Below are 19,497 nucleotides of genomic sequence, written 5' to 3'. Positions count from 1 at the left end.
GGCTTTTTTTGTTGCCGGGGCCGGTGTTAAGGAGCCTGCTGGCGCTTACCAGTTCTCGGTGCTGCCCGGCACTTCCAGTGCGCCGTCACCATCAGTGTCCACTTCCAGGAAATATTGGGTGTTGCTGATGATGGTGACGCGGGCCATGGTGCCCAAGGCGCCGCCCAGCTGGATAATGCCTGAGGAGGGGTATTCGTCACCGTTGTTGATCAGGATGGGGCTGAGGGTAGTGATCTCCACAAAACCGTAGTCCGGATGGTAGTAACGGCCGGAGATAGTCAGGCTGGCGTAGGAGTAGTTGTTGGTGTAGGTGATGAGGTAGTTCTCGACCTTTTCGACCTGCCCGGTGCCATCGTTGAGCATCGCTACATTCATGACGATGGTGATCTGGTTGCCGGAGTAGCTGGCTTCGAGAGTGCCATTGAGGGTGACGCTGGTGCTGCCGATACTAGTGGCCAGGCTGCTGAAGGTCATCGCCACCTGCTGGAAGTTACCAGAAAAATCGACCGTGCCGGTGATTGAGAGTAGCCCATCGATGACGATGCCGTCCTGGTTGCAGGCTATGAAGTTGAAGTCACCCGAGACCGCGTTGGTGCTGTCGTCGATAATGAGGTTGTAGTTGATCGAGCCTTCATCTGTGCCTTCTTCGTTCTTACAAAAAACGGTAGCCGCGTCGGAGCGGGCCTGACGTTCGCTGCGCATCACCTGCTGCTGTCTGGCTGCTTCCAGGCCCCTCAGCAGGCTGCGGCTGACGCTCAGGTTGAGCGGAGCGCTGTCGCCTTGGCGAGAAGCAAAGCCAGTGCCGGTGCCTGCGCCTATTTGGGCGTTGCCAACGGTGCCTTCGACGATGGGTTTGGCGTTGTAGGTGTCCAGGGTTGCCTGACTCTCGTTCCCGGCATAGGCAATATCGGTTGTGGTGGAGCCGCCTCCGCCACAGCCTGCCAGCATGCTGATAAAAAGAGCGCTGGTGATCAGGGTAAAAATCTTATTCATCGCTCTGTCCTTGGGACGAATGGAGCTAAAATCTGGGGGAATTTTATGGTGGTTTTGTGAATTGCATCAAACACAAGTGGTAAAAATGTGAACCTCAACGCGCTCGCTTGAGGCTGTTTTTACCGAAGTCACTTGGCTTCAGGCCGCTGCGGAACTGGTACTTCTGCCAGGTCAGCAAGGTGCTCTTACCGGTCTGGTGGTTCTGCATGAACATCTCGTCGGCGCGCCAAAACTGTCCCAGATACTGTTGATAACCACGGAACTCTAAGGTCTTTAGCCGGCTGTTTTTACGGTCGTAGAAGTCGATCTTGAGCGGGATCATGCGTGCCTTGTCGATCCACACCTCCTGACGGGTATAGCCAGAGTTGGGATCCACCGGATCACGCTCGTTGACCAGGGTGTCGATATCCCCGAGCCGCTCCTCCCGCAGGAACTTGTAGCTGTACTTTTCCACCTCCTGAGAGGCAAGGTCTTCATAGGCAAACTCGCTACCCATGAAGGGGCCGGACTTGTTGCGCGAGTTGATCCGTTTGACCCGCTTCAGCGCTGGCAGGTAGAGCCATTGGTCATCCTGACCGGTTTTGTGGGAGTAGGTGAGTAGGGCAGTGCCTTTGACGTCCCGCGGGCGGTCGAAGATGATCAGAGTCTTGTCGCCATCGCCATCCACCTCCAGCACTTTGGTGCTCATGTGGCGCAGACTCTCCTCGCCGTGACGGTTGCGCAGTAGCATCGTCATGTCGGCGCGGAAGTCGTGAAAGCCGGTATCCCGTCGATCGACCTCAGTGGCGATCTCCAGGCCCTGCTGCTCCGGGGTCAGGGCAAAACCGCTTAGCGGTATCACCAGTAGTGGTAGCAGCAGGAGTATCGAGCGCTTCATGGTTTTTTACCTCCAAATAGCATCAATAAAGGGGGGAGAAAGAAAAAATCGGCGAGCAGGGCGAGGCCGATGGTGATCGCGGTCAGCAGCCCCATGCCGGAGTTCAGCTTGAAGTGGGAGAGGGCGAGGATGGAGAAGCCGATCATCAGCACCAGCGAGGTCACCCACAGGGCGGTGCCGACGGTGGCGAAGGCATGGCGCACTGCATCCTCGCTGTTCATGCCCTTCTCGCGGCGGGCGCGCAGAAACTTGCTGAGAAAGTGCACCGTGTCGTCGACCACTATACCGAGGGTCATGCCGCTGACCACCGACAGCGCCAGCCCCACTTCGCCCACCATCATCCCCCAGAGGCCGAAGGCCATGCCGATCGGCACCAGGTTGGGCAGCAGGCTGAGGACGCCAATGCGCAGCGAGCGTAGCGCGATGATCAGGATCGCAGAGATCAGCACCAGGGCGACGGTGGTGCCCTTTAGCATCGCCTTGATGTTGCGGTTGCCGATGTGGGCAAACATCATGGTGGGACTGGCGCCGTCGCTCTGCATCTCGGGGGCGTTTTCTGTCAACCACTGCTGGGCCCGTGCCTCTAGATCCAGCAACTCCTGGGTGGAGATGCTCTGCAGGGTGACGCTGAAGCGGGTGGCCGATTTTTTGACGTTGATTTGGTTGTTCAGGTCGAGGCCGAACGGCAGTGAGAACTCGTACAGCAGTAGATACTGGGCGGAGAGATCGCGCTGCTCGGGCAACCGGTACCAGCTGTCGTCATCCCCGTGCATGTTGCGGTTGAGGCGCTTCATGATGTCGGTGATGGTGTTGACGTGCAGCACCTCGGGCTGGGCGCGATACCAGTCGGCGAAGGCCTCCACCCGGCGCAGAAAAGTTGGGTCGCTGACGCCGCCGTTCTCCCCCGAGTCGAGGGAGTACTCGATCAGGTAGATGCCGGTGAGGTTTTCAACAGTGTAGTCGGTGGCGGCGCGGAACTCGATCGATTCGTCGAAGTAGCGTACAAAGCGGTCATCGAGCCGGTTGTTGGGGATCTGCGAGATCAGCAGCAGGACCAGGCCACCCATCAGCCACAGCAGCATCTGCTTGTGGCGGATGACGAACTCCGCCAATTTCAGCATCGCAACCCCACCGCGGGTCTCCTGACGAACTGCCCGGGTTGGCAGGATCATCACCATCGCCGGCAGCAGTGTAATCGAGAGCAGAAAGGCGAGTGTCACGCCCATTGCCGCCATGTTGCCGAGGTCGCGGAACGGCGGCGCATCGCTGAAATTGAGGCTCATGAAGCCGATGGCGGTGGTCAGCGAGGTGAGAAATATCGGTCCGAGGTTGATGCGCAGGCTCTCCAGTAGCGCGGCGCGTTTCTCCATCCCCTCGCGCATGCCGTGCAAGAAATTGACCAGGATATGCACGCAGTCGGCGATTGCCAGGGTCATGATGACCACCGGCACTGCGGTGGTGGGAGGCGACATGCGGATGCCGATCCAGCCGGTCAGCCCCATGGTACCGATGATGGTAAAGAGGATCACTAGCAGGGTCGAGAGGGTGCCCGGTACGGAATGGAGCATCAGCACCAGGGTGATAATGACCACCCCAAACATCAGCGGATAGAGTTGTTTGACATCGTTTTTCGAGGCGGTTGGAAAGGCGTTGTTCATGATCACCATGCCGGTGAGATCGATGCGGATGTCGGGAAATTTTGCCTCGATCTCCTGCTTCAGCACCTCAGCCGCCTGCGCCACCTCCGGCACCTCTGAGAGCTTCTTGCCGGGCAGCTGGATGGTGACGTTGACGCCGGTGACATGGGCGCTGGGGGAGATCAGCCGGTTTACCAGCAGCGGATCGCTGACTGCAATCTGACGCTTCTGCTCGAGCGCTGCATCGGAGAGGTTTGCTGCATCGAGCACCAGATCCTCCACCACCAGGTCGTCGCCCTCGGCAAAGGTATGTTGAAAGTTGGTGATCGAATCGACCCGCAGCGAGTAGGGGATCTGCCAGGCCTGGGTGGTCAGTTCCTGCACCGCCGCCAGGGTCTCACGGGAGAAGACCCGGCCATCTGTCGGGGTGACTACAAACAGTACGTTGTCATTTTTTGCGTAGGTGTTCTGCAGCTTCTCGAAGGCCTGCAGCTGCGGATTATCCTCGCTGAAAAACATCCGGTAGTCGTTGCTGAACTCAAGCTGTCGAACCCCCGCACCGAGCAGCAGGAGAGACAGCAGGGTGAGCAGGACCACCAGATATTTGTTTGTCAGAACCCACTGAAAGAGTCGTTCGTACATGCTGTTGTTTATTCCTTGTTCTTGGTTGAGTGGCGGACGCTTCGCGCTGTAACACCGCATCTCTGCGTGATTGCGTCCGGACCACCGCAGGCGCCGGCCTGTCGGCCATAGGGTTTGCCACCCCTGTTGTTGTGCCTGTGTCCGGACTGGCGCCGGAGGAATCAACGCCACGCAGACTAAACCAATCTTCCTAAAGATGCAGCAGGATGAGGAAAAATCCTACAAAGAAACGAGAGGTTCTCACCCTTGTCGCTGTTAGGGGATTGTCTCCGCCAGCGATTGCTGATCTCTATAACTTTCGGAATGGTGACCTGCATCACATTAGACCCTATACTGACGCATCATTTTTAGCCCAGCGGAGAAATGCATGTCCTTGCCCGATCAGATGGACGCGCTCGAGCGCGGTGATCATGGCAACTCCACCAAGGAGTTTTTGGCCTACTGTGAAGCGGAGCGAGAGCGCCGCATCAACTCCGGCAAGGAGTTTGATGAAGAGAGTTTCAACCAGGCGATGGATCTGGTGCTGCGCAAACTTAAGGTGCTGGAAGAGGAGGGCTGGACATGATCATCCACGCTATCTCCGCCAGAAACGTACTCAAATATGCCAGCCTTGAGCTGAAGGACCTGCCGGCCAACGGTCTGATCGCGATCACCGGGTCCAACGAATCGGGTAAGAGCACGATCGGTGAGACAGTCTGTTTCGCCCTGTTCGGACGCACCTTCTCCCTCGAAAGCGACGATCTCGGCAAGGTCATCCGCTGGGGGCAGACGCACTGTTCGGCAGAACTGGAGTTTAGCGTAAAAGATGGCGTGCGCTACCGCATCTCGCGTTTTCTCGATGACAAGGGCAACCACAGCGCGCGGTTGAAGCGGGCCGAGGCGGGCGACGATGAAGAACCGCTGGCGCTGGGAATGGAGGCGGTTGCCGACCGACTCTACGGACTGATCGGCTACGAATACGACGAGTTCATCGAATCCTTCTATCTTGCCCAGCGCGAGATCACCACGCCTCACCCACACAGCCACGCGCTCAAGACCATGGCCGGCCTGGTGACCCTGGAATATTGTGTCGAAAGCTTCAACAGTGACCTCGAGCAGGGGGCGGTGCTGGTCAAAGAGACCGGCGAGGAGATAGCACAGCTTCAGGAGCAGATCGACGAAGTCGGGCTTGACCGTGCTGTCCTCCCCGGCCTGGAACTGCATCGCAGCGAACTGCTGCAACAGGTGGAGCAGCGCAACCAGGCACTTGAATCCCTCGACCAGGCATCCATCGAGTACCAGGAGGCCTATACCCAACGACAAAAGGCCATCGGCAGTCGTGGTCGGGCCGGTTTTCTGCGTCTATTGTCGCTGCTCGCAGCGCTACTCGCCGGAGGCCTCTGGTGGCTGCTGGTGCAGCAGCCTGAACTGGCAATCTCACAACAGATTGCTGAGTTGATCGCCAGTAACAGTCCGCTGCACGATACCGGGATGATGGCCTATGCCCACTACGTCGGCGCCGGTTTTGCGCTGCTGTTTCTGCTCTTTTGGGTGCGTCGCAGCAGTCTGAACAGACGCATCCAGTCACTGCAACAGGCGGCGGAGGTACTCTCCGATAAGCTGCACGGGCTCGATGATTTGCCCCTTTTGAGCAGACTGACGGACGCGCATGAAGAAGGGGATCCCGCTATCCCAGCGATTGAGCCGGGGGATAGAGAGTCTCTTGCTCGGCGGGTGCGTGGATTCGAGGCGGATATCGCCGAGGCGCGCGACGGGGTTGCTGTAGAGCAGGCCCAGCTACGCAGCGAGATCGAGCTGGCCCAGCTCGATATTCAGCGGCTCGATACAGATATCGCCGCTGAGCAGGAGCGTCTCGACAAGGCTGATGGGCTGGAGTCGATCCGCGAGAGTCTGCAGGTAAAGGTCGAGGATAATCAGCGCAATATGGACCTTTGCGAGTTGGCCAATGGGCTGCTCTCCGGCGCGATTCGCGAGGTCTCCTATCATTTCAATCTCAAGCTTCGCCAGCTGGTGGGCAAGAGCCTGCCACTGTTCACTGAAAACCGCTACGAACACCTCAAGATCGACGATGATCTGACGGTGCGTGCTTTCTCCAGCGAGAAGGCCGACTTCATGGACCTGGATGAGATCTCCAGTGGCACCCAGCGGCAGATTATGCTGGCGGTGCGGTTGGCGCTCTCCCAGGAGTTGGTCGAGCGGGCGGTGGGCGCGGAGCAGTTCCTGTTCCTCGACGAGCCCTTCGCCTTCTTCGATCAGCGCCGTACCCGCAGTGCGATGACGGTGCTGCCGACGGTGAGCAACGACCTGACCCAAATCTGGATCATCGGTCAGGAGTTTCCAAAGGATGTGCATTTTGACCTGCACATCGAGTGCGACAGGGAGTTTCAGACTATCCCGGCTGCGGCCGAATGAGTTGCGTTCGTCCCCATCGCTGGAGCAACTAGAGGAGCAACAGTGCGCCGACTCTTCTTTCTGATGCCGAACCTGGAGTCCTGCCGCCAAGTGGTTGCGGAACTCGAAGATGAGGGGGTGCCAGAGCATCATCTGCATGCCATCGCCAGTCTCGATCAGTCCCTTGATGGGCTACCGGAGGCTGGAGTGCTGCAGAAGACCGAGCTGGCTCACGGTCTGGAGTGGGGTGCCGGATTGGGCGGAGTCGCCGGCATGCTCGGCGGTCTGTTGGCGGTGAGTTTTCCGCCGGCTGGACTGGTGTTGGGTGGCGGTGCCCTGCTGGTAGGGGCGGCGGCTGGCGCCGGTTTTGGCGCAGTGGTTTCGGCGCTGCTCTCCAGTCACGAACACAATCACGATCTGGATGCCTTTCAGCGGGCCATCGAAGCAGGAGAGATCCTGTTGATGGTGGATATCCCCAGGCAACGTGTCGACAAGATCAGGGAGCTGATACTCAACCATCACCCCGAGGCACACATCGGGGTTGCCAAGCTCCCCGCTTGATGAACGGTAGGTGGTTTTGCTGCCCGCAGAGCACTGACGGCTGCGAGCATTCGCCTGATGTCTGAACTCCCCATAGAAAGCGTGATCGATGCTCTGCAGTGCTGCCTCGCCGATGGCAGTCGCGCAGTCCTCTCCGCTCCACCCGGTTCCGGCAAGACTACCCTGGTGCCGCTGCGCCTGCTCGACGAGCCCTGGCTGGCGGGGCAGAAGATCCTGTTGCTCGAACCCCGCCGTCTGGCCGCCCGGGCTGCCGCCGCGCGGATGGCGGATCTGCTGGGGGAGCGAGTCGGTGAGACGGTCGGATACCGCATCCACCTCGATACCAAGGTATCGCGCCGAACTCGCATCGAGGTGGTCACCGAAGGGGTGCTGACCCGCCTGCTGCAGCGTGACCCCGAGCTGTCGGGGATCGGACTGCTGATCTTCGATGAATTCCATGAACGCAGCCTGCATGCGGATCTCTCTCTGGCGCTGGCGCTGGATGTGCAAGGGGCGCTACGGGAAGAACTGCGGCTGCTGGTGATGTCGGCCACCCTCGATGCGACGGCGGTCTCGGAACTACTCGAGGGCGCGCCGCTGGTGGTCGGCGAAGGAACCTGCTACCCGGTAGAGCTCCACTATCTTGGCGATCCTCCCCGTGGCCGTCGCATTGCGGAGGCGGTTGCCGCCGCAGTGCTGCAGCTGTTGCCGCAGGAGTCGGGAGACCTGCTGCTGTTTCTGCCTGGTATCGGTGAGATTCGCCGGACCCTTTTGCTACTGCAGCAGCGCTTGGGAAGTGACTCTGAGGTGATGCTCTGTCCCCTCTATGGTGATCTCGATCGCGCCGCCCAGGATCGGGCGATCCAGCCGGATCCAGGGGGACGTCAGCGGGTTGTGCTGGCTACCTCCATTGCCGAGACCTCACTCACCATCGAGGGGGTCAGCGCGGTGCTCGACAGTGGTTACTCGCGGCGGCCGCGGTTCCTGCCAGGGCTGGGTCTGACCCGGCTGGAGACCCTGCCGGTCTCCCGCGCGGCGGCGGATCAGCGTGCCGGGCGGGCAGGGCGGCTTGGGCCGGGGCGCTGCTATCGGCTGTGGAGCGAGTCACGCCACGCCAGCCTGCCGGCGCAGCATCTGGCAGAGATCCGCGAGGCTGATCTGGCACCGCTGGCAATGGAGCTGGCGCAGTGGGGCATACAGGCCCCAGACGATCTGCGCTGGCTCGATCCGCCTCCGGCTGCGGCTTATGCTCAGGCCCGCGATCTGCTGATCCGGCTAGGGGTGCTGGACCGGCAAGGTCGTCTGACTGCGATCGGCAAGCAGATGGCAGCCCTGCCATTGCACCCGCGCCTCGCCCATATGGTGCTCTGTGCGGGTTCGCCGGCGGATCGCAGTCTTGCCTGTGATCTGGCGGCGTTGTTGAGCGAGCGGGATCTGCTGCGTACCGGGGCCGGGGCGCGCCAGGTGGATGTGGATCTGCGTCTGGCACTGCTCGAACAGTGGCGTCGACGGCATCGGAAAGGGGCAGAGCTGGACGTGGCGGCCAGCAGTCGGGTCGACCGGAGCAGCCGCCATTGGCAGCGGTTGTTGGGTGAGTGGCGCGGCATGCAGAGCGCCGGGGTGAGCGGCACTGCCGCACTGCTGGCGATGGCCTATCCTGACCGGATTGCGCAACGCACCGCTCATGGGCGCTTCCGGCTGACATCTGGGCGTGGCGCGCTGCTGAGTGAGAATGATCCGCTGGCCGCTGCCCCGTTTATTGTGGCGGCACAGCTCGATGCTGGTCGAACCGAGGGGCGGGTGATGCTGGCCGCGGAGATTGCTGAGGCGAAGATCCGCGCCCTTCCCGGTGTTGAGCTGGAGCTGCGGGAACGGATCGAGTGGGATGCCGCGCAGCAGGCGGTTGTCTGCACAGAGGAGGAGTGTCTGGGGGCGCTGGTGCTCTCTATGCGGGTGCTGGAACGGCCCGATGCCGAGGCGGTGCGCCGCGCGATGCTGGAGGGGATCCGTCAGCTGGGATTGGCTGCGTTACCCTGGAATGACAAGTTGCGGCAGTGGCTGGCCAGGGTCGACTGCCTGCGTGCTGCTGCGCCGAATCAAGAGTGGCCCGACCTCTCGGAAGCCCGGCTTGTTGCGACCCTTGAAGTCTGGCTGGCGCCCTGGCTGGATGGGATCTCACGGCGTTCTCAGCTGCAAAAGATCGATCTGCACGGGGCCCTGTTGAGCCTGCTCAGTTGGGATCAGCAGAGGGAACTCGATCGGTTGGCACCAACCCACCTCCAGGTGCCGAGTGGTTCGCGTATTCCGCTGTACTACGAGGTGGGAAAGGCGCCGGTGTTGGCGGTGCGTCTGCAGGAGATGTTTGGGCTGGGTGAAACGCCGTCACTCTGTGGTGGGCGGGTTCAGCTGATGCTGCATCTGCTCTCGCCCGCGCAGCGTCCGATTCAGGTAACCCAGGATCTGCGGGGCTTCTGGGAACGTACCTATGCCGAGGTCAAGAAGGAGTTGAAGGGACGCTACCCGAAACACTACTGGCCCGATGATCCCTGGTCGGCAGCAGCAACAGCGCGTGCGAAACCGCGGCGTAGTCGCTAATCGCCAGGGTTCTGACGGCTGAGTTGCTGCTCCAGCTGGCGCAGTTGCGCATGGGTGTTGACGTTGGTGAAACGCTTAGGGCAGTCGGAGAAGTCGGCCTGAGCCAGCTTCTGGGTTTTGAACCAGCGGTAGACGGCACGTCCGCCCTGATTGAAGTAGTCGGCCATGGCCGGCTGGACTCTGCGCCTGATCAGTGAGATGACCGGGTGCAGACGCTCGCCATCATGCGGGCAACAAAGATCGGCAGTTTGCGCCTCGAGGCATTGTAGCAGGCGCGTGGCAAGATCCCGGGGCAGCAGGGGAGTGTCGCAGGGGACAGTCAGGATCATTTCGCTGTCACAGGCATCGAAGGCGGCCAGCATGCCAGCAAGTGGCCCTGCATAGTCCTGGATTGAGTCGGGGAAGACCGGGAAGCCGAGCGCGCGGTAGTGCTCTAGATTGCGGTTGGCGCTGATGATCAGGTGATCGGCCTGCTGCTCGATAGCTTCGATGACGTGGTCGATCAGGCGTTGGCCATGCATCATTTGCAGGCCTTTGTCATTGCCGCCCATGCGGCTTGCCTGGCCGCCGGCGAGAATAACGGCTGTGATGGCGTAAGTGTTACCCATTTTTTTTAATTTGGCTATGCGGCGCTGGCGTGATGGTACTGGGTTTGTGTGAATAGATGATACATGTTCCAGAAATCCATTTTGATTCGAGTTCGCGTATAAATAATTGTTTTATTCCGCCGCCATAGTGGGGTAATGAATCTAGCATCGGTTGACCTACTATTCGTAGGTGCTTTGGCAAAGGTAAATTTTTAACAAACGGCAGCAGACTGCCATATAGAGACCAAAAAGGAGAGATCACAATGAGCAATGTTGTACCGGTACGTCGTTTCAACACCACCTTCGATCATGTCAATGTCGATTACGACTGGGAGTATAAGGCGGTCTGGGTCAATCTGAAATATCCTGGCCGTCCCTGCATGACCCGTGCCCTTTTGCACGATGTGGATCAGGTACAGCGAGAGGTCAAAGAGCTGGCTGAGCAGGGATATAAAAACGGTGACGAAAACCGGATGCGCTATCAGGTGCTAACCTCTTCACTGCCAGGGGTGTTCAATCTCGGCGGCGATCTGGCTCATTTTATCGATCTGATCAAGCGCAGAGATCGTCAGGGACTGCTCGACTACGCAACCTCCTGCATCGATATCCTCTTCCCCTCTTCGCAGGGCTACGGCATCCCCTTTACCACCATCACGCTGGTTCAGGGGGAGGCGCTGGGCGGTGGCTTTGAAGCAGCCCTCTCAAGCAATGTGTTGGTGGCTGAGGAGGGAGCCACTTTTGGATTCCCCGAGACGGTGTTCGGCATGTTTCCGGGAATGGGGGCGCTCAGTTTTCTCTCCCGTAAACTGGCACCAGCCTTGGCGAAGCGGATTGTTGCCTCCGGCAAGGTCTATTCGGCTGCCGAACTCTATGAAATGGGGGTGGTGGATGTGTTGGCCCCGGCGGGTGAGGGGCGTCAGGCAGTGATCAACTATATCCGCCATCAGCAGACCCGGGAGAATGGCTTTGTCTGCCTCGACAAGGTGATGGACCAGATCAATCCGGTGACCTACCAGGAGTTGATGAACATCACTACCCTGTGGGTTGATGCTGCACTGGATCTGACTGATAAAAACCTGCGCCTGATGAGCTATCTGGTGAATGCTCAGGAGCGTCGCTGGAATGCCGAGGAGGAGACAACCCAGCAGGTGGCGGGTTAAGGGGTGTTGCTTTTGCGGGCCTGTTTTTCGATCTGCTTCTGCAGTGCGGAGAGGGCTTCCTGGAAGTTCGCTTCGATATCAGCGAGGTAGTTTGTGCCCCAGTGCTCGAAGGCGTTGGCTTCGATCTTGTTGGCCCGGCTTGCTGTTGTCATCAGTTTGATCAGGCCGAGGTTGGCGGCGCTACCTTTTAATGCATGGGCCTGATCACGGTAGAGCTCGATATCGTTGTTGGTCAGGGCTCCGTGCATGAGCTGAATGATCTCCGCACCGTCGCGTTTGAAGTTGTCGAGCAGTCGTTGCAGAAAGCTGCCATCGGTATTCAGCGCGATGAGCTCCTGCAGGATCTGCTGATCGACCAGCGGTGTATGGCTGCCTATGTTTTTTTTATCAACTCGTGTCAACATGTCGGTGCTGCGCTGCTCATTGCTTTGTATAGTGGTGGCGCTGCGTATGGTATTGAGGAGTTTGGCTGATGAGATGGGTTTGGTGAGGAAGAATCTGATCCCAGCCTCACTGCACTTCTCTCGGGCCTCGGGAGTTGCATCGGCGGTAAGCATGATGAATGGGGGTTCGTTTGCAGAAGCATGGGCAAAACGGTAGAGCTTGAAGGCTTCAAGCCCACTCAGGACGGGCATGTTCATATCGAGGATAACAACATCAAATGACTCTTTTTCGAGGGCCTCGAGCACTTTCGCGCCATTGGTGACCAGCTCGCAATCGTGTCCGGCGTTCTCCAGCATGCGCCCTATCACCATGCGATTGGTCGCTTTGTCCTCTCCGACCAGTATGCGGACACGCGGATTGAGCGCGTTTTCGTTTGAGACCTGATTGGCCAGATGAATGACATCTTCACTGCCATACTGCTCGGTTTGTGAGGCGTGCAGGGCGTTAAACAGGAGCGCCTTGTCGAGGGGCGAGCCCAGGGTGTAGATCTGGTTGTCCTTGTCGCCGAGTGGATTGAGTGGTGCATTGGGGGGGTAGATCACAAGAATGGTGAGCGCGGACAGGGCAAACTTTTCGCGCAATGATTCGAGTACGATCCGTACATGTCGGGTGATGCTTACCTGATCAATGATCAGTACCTCAAACGTTTCATTCTTCTCAAAACTGTCACTCAGATGCTGGATTAGTTCCGAAGTGGTGTAGACATCCTGATAAGCGATGGACCATTCGTCGAGATACTGGGCAACTTCAGTGTGAGTGGCTTGATGCGGGCACATGCGCAGGACGTTGCAGCTTGCGAGGCTCTTATCCTGCACCTCGATTATGCTTTGGGAATCCTCTTTGAACTCGATGTCAAACCAGAAAACAGAGCCGAGCCCAGGGGTGCTTTGCACCCCGATTCGCCCCCCCATCAACTCAACCAACTGTTTGGCGATTGAGGTTCCAAGGCCGGTGCCGCCGAAGCGTCGCGTAGTGCTTTCGTCCGCCTGACTAAATTTTTGGAAGATGGCGTCCTGTTTCTCCTTCGGGATACCGATGCCGCTGTCGATGACTTCAAAACGAATCAGTGCCCGTCCCTGCTGGCTGCGCAGCAGATTGCAGTGTAATTCGATACTTCCTTTGGGAGTGAATTTGATGGCATTGCCAAGCAGGTTGATTAGTATCTGTCGCAAGTGGTGTGGATCGCCGATCAGTTTGTAGGGAGTATCCAGACCGATCTGGCTGTTCAGCCGTAGGGATTTCTGCGTGGCATGGGACTTGAGCATGCGTAGGGTGCCGTGGATCAGGGCATAGAGATCGAAGGGCGTACGCTCGATGGTTAGTTTGCCGGCCTCGATCTTGGATATGTCGAGGATGTCCTCAATCAGATGGAGTAGGGTCTCGCCGGATGTCTGAATGGTTTCAACATACTCTTTGGCGGCGCTATCCAGATCGCAGGTGCGCAGCAGCTCGCCGGTACCGATGATGCCGTTGAGAGGTGTCCTTATCTCATGGCTCATGCGGGCGAGGAAATCACTCTTTGCGCGATTGGCGTCCTCGGCCCTTTTCTGTTCCTGTTTGAAGCGGCGGATGAATACAGTGGCGTATCCTGGGAGAATGAAAAACGAGAGCAGCAGTCCGACACCAAAGAGGGGGTGTTCAAGCCAGAATGTGTTGTTTGCTAGGACATAGCCGAAGCCGGTAACCGAAAGGACAACTGACAGGTAGAGATAGCGCTCGCCATAGCGGAAGGCGTTGCCGAAAGTAACCCAGAGATAAACCCATACCCATGGGGCCAGCAGGTTGCCGGTGAAAGATGAGACCAGGCTGAAACCCCAGATATCACTGATGATACCGATAATGCGTCTGGGCTGGGAGATCCGGGAGGAGACCCTGATCGACAGGTAGATCAGCGAGGAGAAGACGAGAAACCCGGCAACCAGCTGGATGGTAAGTGCACCTGGATCGCCAACGGAGAGATCAGACGGAGAAGTCAGCAGCAGATAGAAGAGAACGGCGGCAGAGAGTACAATTCTGACAAGCGCCTGTTCGCGCTCGGAGATGAGCGACTTTTCCAAATCATCAGGCATTTTTCCTTGTTGGCGCATCGCTTGATGTCATCTGGTTTGATATCTAAACATGCAGATAGGTCCCCTCTGGAGCCGGTCTTTCCACCCCGATCGCTGGATTTTCGGCACCTTGGGCGAAAAAGACAAAAAACTGCCGCGTCATGATAGCTGAAATTCTGACTCCATTGTGAGAAGGGGGGCGAGTTTTGCTTTCTGGTTCACAGGTTCTTGCCTATAATCCCTCTCCGTCAGACATTGTGAGTCTGGGAAAGGTCGGGTCAACAAATAACAAAAGGTGTTCAGCCTCATGTCAATCGAGTCCGTTGTTATCGAAGCCATCGCAAAACAGAAACAGCTGAGTCTGGATGCGATTTCGCTGGATTCAAAACTGCAGGATCTTGGTGTCTCCTCTCTGGACGCGATTACAATCGTCTACGAAGTTGAAGAGGCCTTCGATGTCGAGGTGCCTAATGATGCGCTCGAGCGTCTGGATCGCGTTAAGGATATTGTAGAAGGTGTTAGTCGGTTGCTGTCCAAAGATACGGTAGGTTGATGAGGCGGGTTCTCATAACCGGCCTGGGAGTGGTCTCCCCGCTGGGAAACGATATTGGATCTGTGAGTGCCAGTTTGCGCAGTGGCGCCAGCGGCATTCACAGGCTGAGACGTATTGACACTGCAGATCTTAAGGTGCAGATCGGTGCGGAGGTAGATGATACAGTCTTTGCCGATCCTGACAGTGACCTGAATTATTCGCATCTGGACAGATTTTCCAAATTTGCCGTCAAGGCGGCTGCTGAGGCACTGCTCGATTCAAAACTGCCCCCGGAGGCGTTTGAGAGGATGGCGGCAATCATCGGTACCGGTTGCGGCGGCAAGGAGACCGATGAGGAGACATACTGCAGACTCTACAAGGAGGGTAAGTTACGGGCCCATCCGATTACCATTCCCAAAGGGATGCCGAGCGCTGCGGCCAGCCAGGTGAGCATGCAGTTTGGTATCCGTGGTCCAGTCTTTTCCGTGACCAGTGCCTGCTCTTCTTCAGCCCATGCCATCGCCCAGGGGGTGATGATGATCCGCTCAGGGATGGCCGATGTGGTGATTGCTGGTGGAACCGACGCCCCCTTTACCTTCGGTCTGCTGAAAGCGTGGGAGGCCCTGCGCGTGCTTTCCCGGGATACCTGCCGTCCATTTTCTGAAGATCGTTCAGGACTGGTGCTTGGAGAGGGGGCCGGCATGTTGGTGCTGGAGTCTGAATCCCATGCGCTGGCCCGGGGGGCACAGGTACATGCAGAGCTTGCTGGTATCGGGATGAGCTCCGATGCCTCCCATATCACTGATCCTTCTGTGGACGGGGCAGTACGGGCAATGCGGCTGTGTTTACAGGATGCTGGAGTTTCTGCCGATCAGGTGGACTATATCAACGCCCATGGCACCGCGACCAAGGCCAATGATGTGAGTGAAACTGCGGCAATTCGCAAGGTGTTTGGCGCGCATGCAGAGAAGCTCAAAGTCAGTTCGACCAAGTCGATGCATGGCCATGCGCTGGGTGCTGCCGGAGGGATTGAGCTGGTCTCGACAGTGCTGGCTATGCAGCAGGGGTTTGTACCTCCAACGATCAATTTTACCCGGCCAGGAGAGGGGTGTGACCTCGACTATGTGGTGAATGCTGCTGAGCCGATGGAGTTCGACTTGGCCCTATCTAACTCCTTTGCCTTTGGTGGATTGAATGCTGTATTGGCAGTTCGCCGGTTTCAGGATTAAAGCCTTGTCTGGAACTGTAGGATGCGGCCCTGATCTCTTTTTCTCGGATCAGTCTGGCGCATCCGGCTTGCGATAGAGAAACTGACCGTTGCCGAATATTTCGCCATTCATCGGGGCGAAACAGGCCTTGCTCAGAGAAAAATAGTCGTTCCAGTAGCGGATCGCTTCCGCATCGAACCCATCCTGCTGTAACACATCGATATGTTCCCAGAAGCGGCGGTGCCACTCGTCGAGGGTATGCCAGTAGTTCATGCCATTGATGAACCAATGGTTTTCCAAGTTTAGATGTTCTGTCTGCTGGGCCAGGACCTGATAGGGCCAGATACGCCCTCCTGGAAAATATTTATCAATCAGGGTGTTGCTGGATGAGAGAAAACGTGTGATTGGTTGCTTTGATACGATCAGATGGTGGAAGCTTGCACCGCCGGGTTTTAGGAAGCGGGTGATGCGGGCAAACAGTTGCTGCAGATTTTTAGCATGCTCCAGCACACCGATCGAAGTAACGAGGTCGTACTCAGCGATGCCCAGCTCTTCATCGGAGAGCTGATCGAGTTCCGCATTGATCAGCTTGAGCCCTGCCGCAGCAAAGGGATGATCGGGATTGCCGGCCTGCCGTCGGATATAGTCGGCTTGGGTTCGGCTCGCCGTCACTGATGTAATGTTGAGCTTTGGAAATCGCTCCAGCAGGTAGTGTTCAAAAGAACCAAAGCCGCAGCCGATGTTGAGGACTCGCTCGTCGCCCTGGATATTACATCGCTCACAGATCCGCTTAAATTTCTGCGTCTGGGCCTCCTCCAGAGATAACTGGCTTGCCTGTGCTGCGTCACCCGTCTCATCGAAATAGGCCATGGAATAGGCGAGATATTTCCGGTCCAGGAAATTGCTGAAGAGGGTCTCTGATTCGTTGTAGTGCTGCTCCATCAGTTGCTCGGTGACCTCCCAGGTGGGGCCTTCACTGGCGCACTGAATGAACGGCTCAAGTGCATCGGGGGATGTCGGCTGTTGAGCATATTCTCGAGAGAAGAAGCGGGTGAGGCGGGACTCGAGGGTAGCAAGCTCCTCTGATCCATAAGGGTGTATCGGAGTGTCGATGTGGAAGCCTTCCGTGTGAGTTGGATTTAGCTGGTACGCACCGTTCAGGAGCGCCGGGAAGCCGAATTCTCTCTCTCCGAGAGGTACTCTGTAAAGCGTGTACTGGTGAGCGCATAAACAGATTTCATCTGCTCCAGTAGTCCGGGGGCCTTTTCATCAAAACTCTTGTCGTCGATTCGTGTGGCACTGAGGCTCATCTCATAGAGCGCAAAGGCTCCTAAATGGCCTGCGCTATCAACTAGCAGATGGGCATGGTAGCGAAATGCGGGGGCGTCGCCTGTATTGAGGGTCGTCTCCATCTGCTCCAGAATCTGGTTGCTTTCGAGGGTAAAGCGGTTTACCAGATCGGCAATAAAATCGGGCGCATTGCCAAGATTTTCCAAGTTGTCGAGGACCAGAGTGTCCAGGATCTCCGGATTGTGAAAACGGGTTGTGGCCTGACCTGGCCGCTCCTCGATGAGTGCTGAGTTGTCTGACTCCGGTTCTCCGGCAAGGATGGTCTCAGTGAGCACTTTGAGAAATTCATGGGACTCGATGGGCTTGAACATACAGGCGTCAGCTCTGACCTGTTCACACTCTCTTACAGTATCTGGAGTGTTCTGTTCACTGATGACGATGAACGGCATCCAGCGGGTGACAGAGCGGGTGAAGTGGTGGAGTTTGATGACCTGGATGCCGCTCATTACGGGCATTGCCATATTGACTATGGCCAGGTCAAAGTGGTGGCTCTCGAGAGCATCGAGCGCCTGTTCCCCATTCTCCACTGTATAAACTTTATGACCGGCGCGTTTCAGGATGCGCTCCATCAGATTGCGGTCACTGGCGTTGCTTTCAGCCAGGAGAATGTCTTGTGGTGGCAGCACGGGCTGTTGTTGTTTGTGCAGTCGCCCCAGCAGGCTGGTGATCTGTGTGCGTTCGTCGCTGATACCGTGTTGCGAGCGTATTGCTGCAAACAGCAATGATTTGTTCAGTGGTGTCTCCAGGATATGGGTGTAGCCGGAGGCGGAGAGACGTTCCCGGTAGCTTTCAGGTTGACGGGGGCCGATATAGATCAGAATTAGTCCAAAAAGCCTGGGTTCCTGGTCGATCGCTGTAGAGATCTGGATCGGGTCCACATCAAGATGGCGTTGGTCGACGATCATTACGCTGAAAGGGGTCTCGTCAGGATTTTCCAGTGCGCCGAAGATGGTGGCGAAAGCGCGTATGCTGTTGGGTACAATGCGGAAATCGTGGTTCCATTCGCCGAGAAACTCACCCAGGCGCTCGGCATGGGTTGAGTCATGGGAGAGCACCAATACCCGCTGTTTGCCCTGCGGAGTTGCCAGTATTTCATCACTGTTATTGGTGTTGGATTCAGGGCGTCCATCTTCTGCGTTGGATGCCGCGCGCTCCTGCATTCCTGGCAGGTCAGTGAGCGGAGTGCCGGTTGAGGTGCGATCATCTAGATCGTCGTAGGTGTCGAGTTCGTTGAGCGCCGAGGGCGTTAAATTGTTAAGGATCGAGGCGAAGAATGTGCTGAAACCGATAAAAGCAAGGATCACCCCAATGCCCTGCGCAAGATGAGCGCCATCAAACGGAATGTTGATGAATGCAGCGGCGACTCCAAGGATTGTGGTAGCCAGTGTGAAATAGAGATAGGAGGTGCCGAAGTGGTAACCATTGCTAGCAATGAACAGAGGGTAGAGCGCGACGAGAAAAAGCCCCTGATCACCGGAAAAACGCAGTAGCAGAGAGATTGAGGCGATGTCGACGAGTATCCCAAACAGTCGTCGCGGCTTGGATGGAACCGGTGAGTTGATGATTCTGACTAGTAGCGCTGCTGAGATCAGGATATAACCACAAGCAACGAGAAAGGGGACTTTTGTCAGACTGAAGTCAAAAAATAGATAACTTTGAGCCGCAAACCACACAAAAAGTGGCACAGAGATCAACAGGCGAATACCTGCATGCTCTATCTCCAGGTCGGGGAATTGATTCAACCCGGGTAGGACATTGTGTTGTGATTGGCTCCGTTTATCCATCAGGCGTCCTTGGTAGTCAGTTACTGTTTACCTTTGGTTCTTTGGGAAGGTCTTTGAGGATATCGCTAATGTCACCTAAGCGTCGCAGGAAGGCATCGGCACAATCCGGATCGAAATGCCGGCCTCTTTCGTGAGCCAGATATTCTAACGCCTCAGATTTAGACCAGGCGGGCTTGTAAGGGCGTTTCGAGACAAGTGCGTCGAATACGTCTGCAACCGCTACAATTCTTGCCTCTAGAGGGATACTGAAACCACGAAGTCCCATCGGATAACCGCTGCCATCGAAGCGTTCGTGGTGGTGAAGCGCGATGATTGCCCCGGTTTGCAGATAGCTTGACGGGCTATCTTTGAGAATGCTGTGGCCATATTCGGAATGGCGTTTCATTACATCCCACTCTTCTGGCGTCAGTTTTCCTGGCTTCAGCAGGATATGATCCGGGATGGCAATCTTGCCAAGATCGTGCATCGGCGCGGAGTGACGGATCAGCTCTTGCTGTTCCTGGGAGAGGCCGATCTCTTCGGCGATGAGTGCACTGTAGCGGGATATTCTGAGGATGTGATTGCCGGTATCCTCATCACGAAACTCGCCTGCCTTGGCGAGTCGAAAAATGGTCTCTTTTTCTCTGCGCTCCAGCTCCCGGGTTGTCTCCTTCACCTCCTTCTCCAGCCAGCAGGCGCGATCCTTGATGATCTGCTGTTGGCGACGCAT

15 protein-coding genes are annotated in these 19,497 nt (G+C 57.2%); 7 read left to right on the top strand and 8 right to left on the bottom strand.

From position 1 onward, the window contains the following. Positions 1-45: 45 nt before the first annotated feature. From RIFP1SYM_RS11690 to RIFP1SYM_RS11680, 3 genes are all read right to left on the bottom strand, one after another. Positions 46-993 carry a hypothetical protein gene (locus RIFP1SYM_RS11690; RefSeq protein ID WP_005964816.1) on the bottom strand — a complete coding sequence of 316 codons (948 nt, stop codon included), beginning with the start codon at positions 991-993 and terminating at the stop codon, positions 46-48. A 94-nt stretch (positions 994-1,087) separates the two neighbouring features. Next, positions 1,088-1,870 (bottom strand): outer membrane lipoprotein-sorting protein, encoded by a 783-nt coding sequence (locus tag RIFP1SYM_RS11685; RefSeq protein ID WP_005964814.1) that lies wholly within the window; start codon positions 1,868-1,870, stop codon positions 1,088-1,090. After that, on the bottom strand, positions 1,867-4,149 hold the full coding sequence (locus RIFP1SYM_RS11680) for an efflux RND transporter permease subunit (protein WP_039960375.1): 2,283 nt from the start codon (positions 4,147-4,149) through the stop codon (positions 1,867-1,869). Before RIFP1SYM_RS11680 ends, RIFP1SYM_RS11685 begins: the two co-directional genes overlap by 4 nt. 367 nt (positions 4,150-4,516) lie before the next feature. Between RIFP1SYM_RS11680 and RIFP1SYM_RS11675 the strand changes: the two genes are divergently transcribed. From RIFP1SYM_RS11675 to hrpB, 4 genes are read left to right on the top strand one after another with little or no spacing between them, the layout of a single operon-like run. Then, positions 4,517-4,714, top strand: a complete 198-nt coding sequence (locus RIFP1SYM_RS11675; protein WP_005964809.1) for a hypothetical protein — start codon at positions 4,517-4,519, stop codon at positions 4,712-4,714. Then, the gene (locus RIFP1SYM_RS11670; RefSeq protein ID WP_005964807.1) at positions 4,711-6,561 is read left to right on the top strand and encodes an AAA family ATPase; all 1,851 of its coding nucleotides are present in this window, start codon (positions 4,711-4,713) and stop codon (positions 6,559-6,561) included. The genes RIFP1SYM_RS11675 and RIFP1SYM_RS11670 overlap by 4 nt, the downstream gene beginning before the upstream one ends. A gap of 42 nt (positions 6,562-6,603) precedes the next feature. Further along, the gene (locus RIFP1SYM_RS11665) at positions 6,604-7,101 is read left to right on the top strand and encodes a hypothetical protein (RefSeq protein ID WP_005964805.1); all 498 of its coding nucleotides are present in this window, start codon (positions 6,604-6,606) and stop codon (positions 7,099-7,101) included. 57 nt (positions 7,102-7,158) lie between these two features. Beyond that, positions 7,159-9,675: an ATP-dependent helicase HrpB gene (gene hrpB, locus RIFP1SYM_RS11660; protein ID WP_005964803.1), complete on the top strand. Its 2,517-nt coding sequence runs from the start codon at positions 7,159-7,161 to the stop codon at positions 9,673-9,675. Here the strand turns inward: hrpB and mobA are convergent. Continuing rightward, complete coding sequence (gene mobA / locus RIFP1SYM_RS11655; protein WP_006475543.1) at positions 9,672-10,283, bottom strand: molybdenum cofactor guanylyltransferase MobA; 612 nt, start codon at positions 10,281-10,283, stop codon at positions 9,672-9,674. The two genes, hrpB and mobA, sit on opposite strands and share 4 nt — an antisense overlap. A gap of 242 nt (positions 10,284-10,525) precedes the next feature. Here mobA and RIFP1SYM_RS11650 point away from each other — a divergent pair, with 242 nt between their 5' ends. Next, complete coding sequence (locus tag RIFP1SYM_RS11650) at positions 10,526-11,422, top strand: crotonase/enoyl-CoA hydratase family protein (protein ID WP_005964794.1); 897 nt, start codon at positions 10,526-10,528, stop codon at positions 11,420-11,422. Here the strand turns inward: RIFP1SYM_RS11650 and RIFP1SYM_RS11645 are convergent. Next, entirely contained in the window at positions 11,419-13,935 is a 2,517-nt protein-coding gene (locus RIFP1SYM_RS11645; protein WP_240991717.1) for a hybrid sensor histidine kinase/response regulator, read from the bottom strand. The two genes, RIFP1SYM_RS11650 and RIFP1SYM_RS11645, sit on opposite strands and share 4 nt — an antisense overlap. A 286-nt stretch (positions 13,936-14,221) precedes the next feature. Here RIFP1SYM_RS11645 and RIFP1SYM_RS11640 point away from each other — a divergent pair, with 286 nt between their 5' ends. Both RIFP1SYM_RS11640 and RIFP1SYM_RS11635 read left to right on the top strand, forming a co-directional pair. Continuing rightward, entirely contained in the window at positions 14,222-14,467 is a 246-nt protein-coding gene (locus RIFP1SYM_RS11640; protein ID WP_006475544.1) for an acyl carrier protein, read from the top strand. Continuing rightward, entirely contained in the window at positions 14,464-15,675 is a 1,212-nt protein-coding gene (locus RIFP1SYM_RS11635) for a beta-ketoacyl-[acyl-carrier-protein] synthase family protein (RefSeq protein WP_005964789.1), read from the top strand. Before RIFP1SYM_RS11640 ends, RIFP1SYM_RS11635 begins: the two co-directional genes overlap by 4 nt. A gap of 48 nt (positions 15,676-15,723) precedes the next feature. Here RIFP1SYM_RS11635 and RIFP1SYM_RS11630 read toward each other — a convergent pair whose 3' ends face one another. From RIFP1SYM_RS11630 to RIFP1SYM_RS11620, 3 genes are all read right to left on the bottom strand, one after another. Then, positions 15,724-16,596, bottom strand: a complete 873-nt coding sequence (locus RIFP1SYM_RS11630; RefSeq protein WP_005964788.1) for a class I SAM-dependent methyltransferase — start codon at positions 16,594-16,596, stop codon at positions 15,724-15,726. Between the two features lie 215 nt (positions 16,597-16,811). Continuing rightward, complete coding sequence (locus tag RIFP1SYM_RS11625; protein ID WP_005964786.1) at positions 16,812-18,788, bottom strand: response regulator; 1,977 nt, start codon at positions 18,786-18,788, stop codon at positions 16,812-16,814. 16 nt (positions 18,789-18,804) lie between these two features. Further along, the coding region (locus tag RIFP1SYM_RS11620) for an HD-GYP domain-containing protein (RefSeq protein WP_005964784.1) at positions 18,805-19,497 on the bottom strand (693 nt) is incomplete at its 5' end.

The sequence above is a fragment of the endosymbiont of Riftia pachyptila (vent Ph05) genome, from assembly GCF_000224455.1.
In the GTDB taxonomy this organism is placed as follows: Bacteria; Pseudomonadota; Gammaproteobacteria; order Chromatiales; family Chromatiaceae; genus Endoriftia; species Endoriftia persephonae.
Note: the sequence above shows the minus strand (reverse complement) of the source record. Positions and strands in the feature narration are given on the sequence as shown.